The sequence below is a fragment of the Methanobrevibacter intestini genome, from assembly GCF_047402955.1.
Lineage (GTDB): Archaea > Methanobacteriota > Methanobacteria > Methanobacteriales > Methanobacteriaceae > Methanocatella > Methanocatella intestini.
This window is the reverse complement of record NZ_CP187956.1, coordinates 210,988-223,681: the sequence shown is the minus strand read 5'-3', so window position 1 is coordinate 223,681 and position 12,694 is coordinate 210,988. Positions and strand designations below refer to the sequence as shown.

Annotated in this window: 3 protein-coding genes and 1 pseudogene; 3 read left to right on the top strand and 1 reads right to left on the bottom strand. The window is 28.9% G+C overall.

The window, feature by feature from the left end; genetic code table 11:
• Nucleotides 1–823: 823 nt before the first annotated feature.
• A pseudogene (locus ACMC9J_RS00965) lies at nt 824–4,156 on the top strand (beta strand repeat-containing protein); the annotation flags it as partial.
• Nucleotides 4,157–4,400: 244 nt separating this feature from the next.
• Here the strand turns inward: ACMC9J_RS00965 and ACMC9J_RS00960 are convergent.
• Nucleotides 4,401–5,933, bottom strand: coding sequence for an IS1182 family transposase (locus tag ACMC9J_RS00960; RefSeq protein WP_427003383.1), 1,533 nt, complete (start codon nt 5,931–5,933; stop codon nt 4,401–4,403).
• A 60-nt stretch (nt 5,934–5,993) separates the two neighbouring features.
• Here ACMC9J_RS00960 and ACMC9J_RS00955 point away from each other — a divergent pair, with 60 nt between their 5' ends.
• Both ACMC9J_RS00955 and ACMC9J_RS00950 read left to right on the top strand, forming a co-directional pair.
• Entirely contained in the window at nt 5,994–6,410 is a 417-nt protein-coding gene (locus ACMC9J_RS00955) for a helix-turn-helix domain-containing protein (RefSeq protein WP_177812763.1), read from the top strand.
• Between the two features lie 180 nt (nt 6,411–6,590).
• Nucleotides 6,591–12,344: an Ig-like domain repeat protein gene (locus ACMC9J_RS00950; RefSeq protein ID WP_427003382.1), complete on the top strand. Its 5,754-nt coding sequence runs from the start codon at nt 6,591–6,593 to the stop codon at nt 12,342–12,344.
• The last annotated feature ends 350 nt before the right edge of the window (nt 12,345–12,694 follow it).

Genomic DNA, 12,694 nt, shown 5'->3' with positions numbered 1-12,694 from the left:
TGTTTATGCAAGTTATGAAAAAAGATTTCATTGGTTTAATATATGATTTAAATGTATTTTTCTGATGTTTTTTTTAGTAAATGAGCACATATAAATAAAAAACTTATGTGTGGGGGTAAAAATGAATAAGAAACTTTTTAGTTTGTTTGTTATAATTATCATTGCACTATCATTGTCCTGTGTTAGTGCTAGTGATTCAAGTATTATTTCAGATAATTCCTCAGACATTGTTGGAGTTAGTAATGATGAACCTATAATATATGACTCAGGTAATGCTGGTGATGAAGCTGTAGGTAATGTATCCAACAATGTTGGAACTTATACTGATTTAAATAATGAAATTAATAATGCTGGAAGTACTCTAATATTGGATAAAGATTATAAATATAATTCTACTTCTGATAGTGGATTAGCTACTTCAGGTATTGTTATTTCTAAAGATATTACTATTGATGGAGCAGGACATACTATTGATGGAAGCGGTAATTCTGTATTTGGAAATAGTGTTTCAAGGTTATTTGTTCTTAATACAGGGTCTTTTACTTTAAAGAACTTAAATATTGTTAATGTAACATTTTGGACTGGAATTTCATCATTTCCTTTAGATGTTGGTGTAATTAGACTTAATGGAGGCACATTATCATTAGACAATTTGACTTTCCAAAAATGTTCTGTTAATACGATGATTTCCGCACCTGGACAAGGAAATTTAAATATGGTAAATTGTGCTTTTTTAGATAATAAAGTTGCAAATTTGATTGGTATTACTCAAGTAAATATGAAAATGGATAATAATATATTTTTAAATAACTCTATTGAGATGGGTTGTTTAATAAATGATGAGGCATCTACTTTCAGCAGTATTAGTAATAATGTATTCCTAAATAATAAGAATAAAATAAATGTTTATTATGTAATAAACTGTAATAATAATTATTGGGGATCTAATTCTGCTTCTAAATCTAATGTAGGTACATTTGATGAGTGTAATTCTTTTAGTGCTGCAAAATTAACCATAACTGGTGATGACTCTATTTCTGAAGTAGCAAATTATCAATTTTCATTTGGAAACACTAATTTACCTACATTTACTCTTCCAGTATCCATTACTAATGAATATGCAACTGTAAATACCACAGTAACTATTAAAAATGGTGTGGGAACTGTAACTGTAACTCCTAAAGCAACAGGTAATGCTACTTTAACGGTAGGTCCTGATTTAATAAAAGATTCAAATACTAAAGCTATTTCCATTAATTATAGTAAAATACAATCTTCTATGGTTGTTGCTGCCGAAAATATTAAATATGGTAATGATGCAGTTATTACTGCTACTTTAACACCAACTACTGCAACAGGAAATGTTACATTTACTATTAATGGCAAAACCGAAAATGCAAACATTGTTGATGGTGTGGCTAGTGCTACTTTTAAAGATTTAACTCCTGGTGATTACATTGTAAATGTTAATTATGATGGTGATGATGCTTGTGATGGTAGTACTAATTCTACTTCATTTAATGTAGCTAAAGCTGATTCTAGTGTTGTTATTTCTGTTGATGATGTTGTTTATGGTGATGATGTAACTGTTGTAGCTGCTGTTTCTAGTGGTGCTACAGGTAATGTTACTTTTACTGTAAATGGTGTTAATAAGTCTGCTGCTGTTGCTGACGGTAAAGCTAATGCTACTTTCAGTAATTTAGGTGCTGGTGATTATAGTGTTGTTGCTAGTTATGAGGGTGATAATAATTATAAAGCTTCTAACAGTACTGCTAAATTTAATGTAGCTAAAGCAGATGCAAATCTTGATGTATCTATTGCAGATGTTGATTACCAGAACATATTTACTATTGAAGCTGTTTTAACTGGTATTAATGGTGCTAAATTAACTGGTGATGTAATGGTTAGTATTAATAATATCCTTTTATTTACTGTTAAAGTTGTTGATGGTAACGGCACTTTTGCTGGTGATACATTAATCGTTGGTTCTTATAACTTCACTGCTACATGGGCAGGAAATGACAACTATAACAATATTAAATCTGAAGGTGTTTTCAAAGTTAACAAAATAGATTCAAATATCACTGTTAATGCTGATGACATTAAAGTCGGTGAAAATGCAACAGTAACCGTAAATGTGTCTTCTGATGCTACAGGTGATGTAATTATTACTGTTGACGGTAAAAATTACACTGTAGCTATTGAAAATGGTAAAGCAGTTAAAACAATAGCTGATCTTAAAGCAAACAATTACACTGTAACTGTTAAATACGCTGGAGACAACAATTATAATCCTAATCAAAACACAACCAAATTCACAGTATCCAAAATATCAGACTATAACATGAACATTACTGTTCCTGGTAATGTTAAAGTTGGAGAAGATGCAGTTATTATAGTAAACGTCCCTAAAGACGCTTCAGGTAATGTTACTGTTAGTGTTGGTAAAGATGTTTATAATGCTGCAATTAGTAATGGTTCTGTCAAAGTTGTTGTTTCTGGTTTAGATGCGGGTAATTATAGTGTTGTTGCTAGTTATGCTGGTGATAATAATTATAAAGCTTCTAACAGTACTGCTAAATTTAATGTAGCTAAAGCTGATGTGGATGTAAAAATTAATGTTCATGATATTAAAGTTGGAGAAACTGCAGTTATTGCTGTTAATTTATCTCCAGGTGTAACAGGTAATGTTACAGTTATTGTTAATGGCAAATCTGAAACAGTAAATGTTACTGATGGCAATGCTACTTTAAAAGTTGCTAATTTAGCAGCCAATAAATATGATGTTACTGTTATTTACAATGGTAATGATAATTATAATGTGGCTAAAGCAAATGCTTCATTTGTTGTTTCTAAAGTTTCTGACTATAAAATGAATGTTACTGTTCCTACAATAATTGCCGGTGAAAATGCTGTAATTGAAGTATCTTTACCTAAAGATGCAACTAACAATGTAACTGTTGTAATTAACAATAAGAAATACACTGCCGCTGTTTTAAATGGCAGTGCAAAAGTTATAATTCCTGGATTAACCGCCGGCAAATACAATATGAGCGTAAGTTACAGTGGGGATGATAAATACACTCAATCATCTGCTAAATTTAATGTAACAGTAGATATTAATAAAAAAGTTAATTTAAACATTTCTGACATTTTGATGATTTATCATGATGGTACTAGAATGGTTGCTGTTTTAACTGATTATTTAGATAATCCTATTGCTAATGCTATTGTGTACTTTACTATTAATGGTCAAACTTACAATAAAACCACTGATGCTAACGGTACTGCTTCTATGGGATTAAACTTAGTATCTAATGTCTATAATGCTACTGTTTCATATAATGGTTCAGATATGTATAATAAAATAAGTAAGAATATTACTGTAACTATTAATCCGACTATTGTAGCTGATGATTTGGTTAAAATGTATCAGAATGCTACCAGATTCTATGCTAAGTTTACTGACAGTACAGGAAAAGCATTAGCTAACACTCTTGTTAAATTTAACATCCATGGTGTATTCTACAATAAAACAACTGACAAAGACGGTGTAGCTGATTTGAGTATTATGTTAAGACCTGGATCCTACATTTTAACAGCTTACAACCCGTTAACCGGTGAAGAAAAAGGATTTAACATAACTGTAAAATCATTAATCATGCAAAACGATTTAACCAAATACTACTTAAATGCTTCTAAGTTTGAAGCAACTGTCTACAACAAAGACGGATCTTTAGCAGTAAACAAGAATGTAACCTTTAACATCAACGGAGTATTCTACACTAAAACCACTGATAAAAACGGTGTTGCAAGCTTAGGAATTGCTTTAAGACCAGGAAACTATACCATTACAACAATGTATGACGGATTAGACATTGGAAACAAAGTCACTGTCATGCCAACTTTAGTAACAAAAGATCTCTCCATGAAACACTTAGACGGCAGTAACTTTACTGCTTTAACTTTAGATGGTCAAGGTAAGCCATTAGCTAATCAAAATGTATCATTTAATGTAAATGGTGTTTTCTATCATAAAGTTACTAATAAAGATGGTATTGCAAGCTTGGGAATCAGATTAATGAGCGGTGAATACATTATAACTTCCTACTGGAATGACTTCCAAACAGGAAACACAATAAAAATAAGTCCTTAAAGAGAATTCCCAATTCTCTTACTTTTTTTTCTTTTTTTAATAGAGGATGGGAAAAAATTAACTTTTTGAGTTGATTTGTTTTTTAATATTTTTTGGTATTTGATTGTTTTACTATCTTAAATTCTTTTATTTTTCGTTAATTGTTTTGTTATTTTTGTATTGGTAAAATAAGTTTATATCAATTGTTATATTTTTATTTGATGGTTGTTTTAGGGTTATTTTTATCCATTGATTATGTTTTTTTTTAATTTTCGGTTATTTTGTTGAATATTTTTTTGAGGTTTATTGCTATTATAAGTAGTGTTAGTTCTGTTTTGACGTTTTGTAGTCCGTATGAGTTTGTTTGTCTGTATTCTAGGTTTTTTATTAGGTTTCCAAAGACTATTTCTATTGTGCTTCTTTTTTTGTAGGTTTCTTTTTCTTTTGGATCTTCGAATTTAATGGCCATGTTTTTTCTTGATTCTGTTCCATATTCGGTTATTGTTTTGTATTGGTTGTATCCTGCACATTTTGTTTGATTGTGACAGTATTTGCATTCTGTTGTGTAATATAATTTTTTAGTTGTGCCATTAGAGAAGTATTCTTTTTGAAATGGGAGTATTTTGTTATTTGGGCATATATAAGTGTCTTCTTCTGCTTTGTATGTGAAGTTTACTTTTCCAAATGGTTTATTTTCTTTGTTTTTTGGTTTTACTTTCATTGATTGTGTTCTATTTGGTATTATTGCTGTTAGATTGTGGTTTTCCATGTAATCAAGTGCATATTCTGAGTAATATCCATTATCTGCTAGTATTACTGTGTTTTTGAGTGTGATGTTTAAATTTTTTTGAACATTGTTTATTTCAGGTATTAATGAGTTTAAATCTATGGGGTCTCGTATTAAGTTTATATCTATTATTATTCCTGTTTTTGTGTCATTTACTGATTGTATGTTGTAATTGAAGTCCGTTCCTCCTTTTTTATTTAGCATCCAAAGTGCTTCTTTGTCTGTTGTGCTTATGCTTCTTTGTTTGCTTTTAGTTAAAATTTGCTCCATTTCATCTAATTCGATTATTGCATGTGTGTAATGATTTATTGATTTTATTGCTTTTGTAAAATAGTTTATACAGCCTTTTCGTACTTTCTTTTTTTGTTTTGAGTTGTTTTTGTTTATTTCTTTTTTAGTTTCAATTAAATATTTTTGTGCTTCTTTTATTAATTTGTCTTTTCTTGAAATAGTGTGTGATTTTTCGATTTGATTGGTGAATTGTTGTGTTTTTTCTTGTTTAAAGATATATTGGAGGAAATAGATGTCTTCCATTTTTAATATTTTTGATTTTGATGCATTGGCCCGTATTTTACTTCCATCAATTGCAATAGTTGATAAATCTAAGAATTGATAATATTGGGCGAATTTAACGCAGTCAACAAATAAATCACTTATGATTTGATGTGATTTTCTTTTGAAATCATTTATCAAATGATAAGATGGTGTTTCATAGTTCATTAGCTTTTGATATCTTGTATCAAATAATAATTTCGTGTTTATTTTTCTTCCACTTGTTATGCCTTCGCTTGATGCCAAAATAAGCACTTTACAAAGTGAAATTTCACTATATCTTGGTCGGCCAATTTTATTGGTTCGTTTTTCAATATCATGATTGTTGAAAAACCAGTTTACAAAGTAATCAATGAAAAATACAAATTTTTCATGCTTTGTTTTTATATCTTCAAAATCTAATAACTTTTTAAGTTCATTTAAATCCATTGAATTATTAATAATGTTATTTAAATACATTATATTAACCTATCTTTTTATACTAATATATTTATACTTCATACTATAAATATTAAACTAATGACAAACCAAGAACAAATACCCATTGAGAGAAAAATAACTCAAAAAGAACTTACACAAAAAATAAAAGATTTAGAAAAAGAATTAAAAGTATTAGAACGCTTAAAATTTATTAATTACAGATATCAAGGAAAAAGTGTAGATGAAGCAGTAGCCCTAATTGGTGTTACTAAACGAGTCGGATACATATGGCAAGAGCGATGGAACAAAGAAGGCATTGAAGGCTTAAAACCAAGATATAAAGGCGGAAAACAATCAAAAATATCTTCAGAACAATTAGAAGAACTAAAAAAATACTTAATAAAAAACAATATAACAAACACAAAAGAAATAAAACAAATAATAGAAGATGAATATCAAGTAAATTTTTCAGAAAAACACGTAAGAACATTAATACACAAAATGAATCTAAAATAAACAAAAAAATAAAAACAAAAGTATGTGAAAAATAAGATCAAATTACTTTCTTCCCACCCTCTAATACTCTTTTTATTGTAATTTACTTTGATAATTTTTAAATATTATTTTAGATATAGGTATATTTTAATTATACTTGAGTTTTTTGAGTATAATTTAAATTTTTTTGGTGAAATTTTAATGAAATTGAATAAAGTGATGTTAGTTGGTATTTTTTTACTGGCTATTTTGACTCTTGGTGCAGTTAGTGCACAGGAGGGTTCTTCTGCTGATGTTTTGGCAGTTGATAGTGCTTCATCTCCTGTTTTAGGTGATGGGATAAGTTATGATAAGACGATTTATGTGAATACTACTGGCGATGATTCAAATTCCGGTAGTCAGACTAGTCCTTATGCTACAATAAATAAGGGTATTTCAAGTGTCAATGCTTCTGATAATGCAGTTATTTATTTAAGTAAAGGAACATTCACTGGGGATAATAATACTGATTTAAGTATTAATTTGGCTCATAAAAATTATAATGGTTCTTTGACTTTTATTGGTCGAGGATATGATAAGACTTTTATTGATGGGGAGCAGATGGCTCCTATTTTTAAGTCAATGAGTGGGGATTCTATAATTGTTTTTAAAAATATTGCATTTATTAATGGTAAATCCAATACAGGTGGTGCTATTACAAGTAATGCTGTTTTAACTATTGATAATTGTTTGTTTGAGGATAATTATGCAACAGGTTCTAATGGTGGTGCAATTTATCAGCGATCTAATGATTTTAAAGTAATTAACACTATTTTTAGGAATAATAGTGTTAATAGTTATGGTGGATCAATTTTTGCAAGTAGTATGCAAAATGCACAACTTATGAATTGTGTATTTGAAAATTCTATTGCTAGAAGCTCTTATTGCAGTGGTGCAGGTGCATATATTTCTGTATCTAATAGTACTATAATTAAGAATAATAGGTTTGTTAATATATCTACTTCAGGTAATGCAAAAGATGCTGCATTATATGCTAATTCCGGCTATAATGGAAATGGTATTATTGTAAACAATACTTTTATCAACTGTAACAATAAAGGGCAAAGTAGTGCTGTAATTAATATTAATGGTAAGAATTTTGTTAAAGGTAATGCTTTTGTTAATTCTACTTCTGCAAGTAAAGGTCAAATATTTAATGGTGGAAGTATGAATGTAATTATTACTTTTTTAAATAATTCTACAACTTCTCCTACTTTTAAAGTTTCATGTAGGGTAACTGATGTTGACGGAAACAATGTTTCAGGTCAAACTCAGGCATATAATGGTGTTACTTTTTATATTAATGGTGAACAGGTAGGTCAAGCAGCAGTTAATAATGGTTTAGCTGTTTTATCTCTAACTAAATTAATTCCTAATGGGGATTTAGTTATTAATGGTACTTGGGGTAATAATAATGTTTCTATGACTCCGGGTATTTTATCTGTTAATATTGATCAAACTCCTATTGATTTATGGGTTGACGGTGCACGTGGTAGTGATTTAACTGGTGACGGTTCTAAACTTAATCCATTTAAAACAATAGGGTATGCTATAAACCACGGTTTTGGAAAATCTTTATATCCAACTATCCATATAAATAGTGGAACTTATAGTGGTGTTAATAATACTAATTTAACTTTTTCTAATCTTGGTAACTTGACTTTAGTCGGTGAAGGATATAATAAAGTATTAATTGATGGTCAAAATAAAGATAGATTCCTTGATTTTGGTACTTATACTAATGTTATTTTAAGAAATTTAACTTTTGTAAATGGTTATTCTGGAAGTTATAATAATGGAAAATATTATGAATTTAATATTCCTAATCTTAAAATAAAAGATTGTATAATTTCTAATTGTAATCAATCTTATGGGGGATGTGTATTATCTTCATCAAATGCACCAATAATTGATAATTTGACTTATATTAATAATTTTGGTCATTTGGAAGTGAACCATGCAATAATTAACAATTCCTATTTTGCAAATAACTCTGGTCAGGGTAATGGTGGAGCAATTTATGCTATTAATTTAACAGTTTTAAACTCTAAATTTATAAATAATCGAGTTGTTGGACTTAGTCAATCATATAATGTTGAAGGTGGTGCTATTTATGCTCAGTTAGGACTTTATAGTGAAAATAATATTTATGAATCTAATTATGCACAAGCTTCTTCTGGTGCAGTTTATGTTTTCAACAGTAATTTTGCAATTCTAATTAATGATACTTTCATTAACAATTCTGCAAAAAATTATGGTGCAGCTTCTTTAAGTGTAGGTATTTATTCATCTAATGCTGGTGAGCCTAATTGTACTATAAAAGGAGTTAAATTTATAAATAATTCTGCTATTAATGATGGTGGGGCTATATTAATAAATCCTACATCTATTTCTGATTCTATATTTGAAAATAATACTGCAGGTCATAATGGTGGAGCTATTTATGTTGCACATAATGGTAATCAATATCGTTATTCTAATTTTACATTAGATAATTGTTTATTTAAAAATAATACTGCAAATAATGATGGTAAAGATATTTACTTATCTAATTCATTAGCTACTTTACCTGATCTTGTTATAACATTTAAAAGTAAAAATATAACAACTTTAAGTGATGTATTATCTGCTAATATTTCTCTTAAATCTGGAGCTATTGTCAGTGGAGGTATTGTTAAATTTTTAATTGACGGTAAATATGTTGGTGTAAGTAATGTTGTTAATGGAATAGCTACATTTAATTATGTTGGATTTAAAAATGGAACTTATACATTGTCTGGTGTCTATGATGCTGAAACTAATTCTACAATTTACAATAATGGAACTTTAAATATTAATATTACTGGTGTTTTAGATAATGTTGAGGTGTATGTATCTTCTGTTAATGGTAATGATGAAACAGGTGATGGCAGTTTAGTTAAACCATTTAAAACTATTAAATTTGCTTTAAATTATGCTTATACTAAATCTAACAGTATTACAATTCATATTTTGGAAGGTAATTATAGTGGAATTGAAAATACAAATATTACTCTTCAAGCTACTACCAAAATAAGTATTATTGGTGCTGGAATGAATAAAACATTTATTCATGGGGATAATAAAAATTTCTTTACTAAAATTTTATCTGGTTGGGAAACTATTATAATAGCTAATATGACCATAAATAATATGTCTACTAATTATGTATCTAATAGGGTAATATCTCTACAATCTCCAATTAGTGTTGAAGATAGTTGTAATGTTATTATTGATGGTGTAAACTTTACTGCAGGCCATGGTTATTCTGGAGGAGCTATCAATAATAGGGGTAATCTAAAAATAAATAATTCATATTTCTTTAATTGCGGTGATTCAAATCAGGGTGGAGCTATTTATAATGTTGGTTATTTAACAATTGATAATTCTAAATTTGTTTTAAATCATGCTAAATATTATGGAACTATTTATAATACAGGTACTTTAATATTTGTTAATTCTGAAATTCAAGATAGTCTTCGTGTAAATGGCTGGACTGGAAATTATGCAATTATTGGTGGTTCAGGTAATGTAACTTTGGATAGCTCTAAATTTTGGATTTCTGGTAAAAATCCAATTGATTTAATTGGAAAAGGATCTACCTGGGCAGATATGCCTGCTGTTTCAATGACTATTGGTGGTGGAGAATATGTAACTATTAATAATTGTATTTTTGATGGTTATAATCAATCTTCTTATAAATTAGCTGCCATTGGTGCTGGAAGTTCTTTAGGGGTGGATACTCCTAAACATTTGACTGTTAATAATTCAATTTTCTTAAATGTTATTTATGTCTTACAATCAGTAGGGGATGCAAGTCTTAAAGGATGTATTTTTGAAAACTTTAGTTATTTAGCAACTTCAAATTGGGATTATAATTTAACAGTTTCAGATTCTATATTTTTATCAGATGTATCTATAAGAACAACATCTACATATGCTAATCCAAAAGTTATATTAAATAATAATTGGTGGGGTAATAATACTGAGCCAGTATATTATTATACATATAACACGGCGGTTATGAAAAATATGACTCCAGATACCTGGTTGGTTTTAACTTTAGATGTTACTAATAACACCGGTTTGTTGCAGGATGCTGTTTTAGCTTTCAAAGTCTTTAATGGAACTAATTTAACTGATTATAATGGTTCTTTACCATTACGTAATTTCAATATGTCTATGGTTAATGGTACTTTAAGTATTGCTAATGGTACAATAGCTAATAATGTTGTTAATGCTTTTGAAGCTAAAGAAGGTAATTATACCATTTCTGCTACTGTTGACGGTCAGAGTGTAACTTATAATGGTGTTGCAAGCATTGGTAAAGGTATTATTGAAGTTAATGATATTGTTGCTGATTATGGTGATGTTATAATTGCTAATGCTACTTTAATAGATAATAAAGGCAATGTATTGGCTAATGTTAATGTGACCTTGAAAGTCAACGGTAAAACTTATACTTTAGTTACTGATGAAAATGGTACTGTCAGTTTTGTAATTGGACAATTAAATGCCGGAAAATACACTTTAGTTTACTCTGTAAGTGGCAGTAAAGTTATTTCTGATATGACTAATTCTTCAACTTTAACTGTTAATAAAGCTAAAGACTCTTTAAAAGTAGATGTTAATGCCAGTGTTGCTGGTGAGGATAGTGTAATTAATGTTGTTGGTCCTAAAGATGCAACAGGTAATGTAACTGTATTGGTAAATGGCAAATCTTATAATGTAGTTCTTGTTAATGGATCTGCAAAATTAACCATTAATGATTTAGCTGCAGGAAACTATAATGTTACTGTTACTTATTCTGGTGATAAAAACTATGAAAAACAAGTAATCAGGACTAATTTCACTGTAGATATTAATAAAAAAGTTAATTTAAACATTTCTGACATTGTGATGATTTACAAAGACGGTACAAGGATGGTTGCTGTTTTAACTGATTATTTAGGTAATCCTATAGCTAATGCTACTGTGTACTTCACTATTAATGGTCAAACTTATGCTAAAACCACTGATGCTAACGGTACTGCTTCCATGGGATTAAACTTAGTATCTAACATCTATAATGCTGTCATTTCTTATAACGGTTCTGATAAGTATAATAAAATAAGTAAGAATATTACTGTAACTATTAATCCGACTATTGTAGCTGATGATTTGGTTAAAATGTATCAGAACGCTACCAGATTCTATGCTAAATTCACTGACAGTACTGGAAAAGCACTGGCTAACACTGAAGTTAAATTTAACATTCACGGTGTTTTCTACAATAAAACAACTGATAAAGACGGTGTAGCTGATTTAGGTATTATGTTAAGACCTGGAAATTACATTTTAACAGCTTACAACCCTGTAACTGGTGAAGAAAAAGGATTCAACATAACTGTTAAATCTTTAATAGTTCAAAGTGATTTAACCAAATACTACTTAAATGCTTCCAGATTTGAAGCAACTGTCTACAACAAAGACGGATCTTTAGCAGTAAACAAGAATGTAACCTTTAACATCAACGGAGTATTCTACACTAAAACTACTGATAAAAACGGTGTTGCAAGCTTAGGAATCAGTTTAAGACCAGGAAATTACACTATTACAACAATGTATGACGGTTTAGATATTGGAAACAAAGTCACTGTTTTACCAACTTTAGTAACTAAAGATCTCTCTATGAAGTACCTTGACGGCAGTAACTTTACTGCACAAACTTTGGATGGTCAAGGTAAGCCATTAGCTAATCAAAATGTATCATTTAACGTAAACGGTGTCTTCTATCACAAAGTTACTAATAAAGATGGTATTGCAAGCTTAGGAATCAGATTAATGAGCGGCGAATACATTATAACTTCCTACTGGAACGACTTCCAAACAGGAAACACAATAAAAATCAGTTCTTAAAGAGAATTCACAATTCTCTTAACTTTTTCTTTTTTTAGTTAAATTTTTATTTTATCAGACATATTTTCTTTATTTTAATTGTTTCAATTAAGAAAATGATGTTATTGGTAGTTTATGATATGTCTAAGGGCATTATACTAAAATTGCTAATTTTTTTGTTTAAGTTATTGAATATTATTTTTTTGCTGTAAGTTTGTAAGTTGATGTTTTAAATTTATTGGTAGCCTCAAAAGTTATTTTTTCATCATATTAAATAGAAAATGATTTATATTAACTATTTAAAAATATATTATGTATATGGTAAAAATAATTTTATCATATCATTTAATATAAACTAATTTATGGAGGTA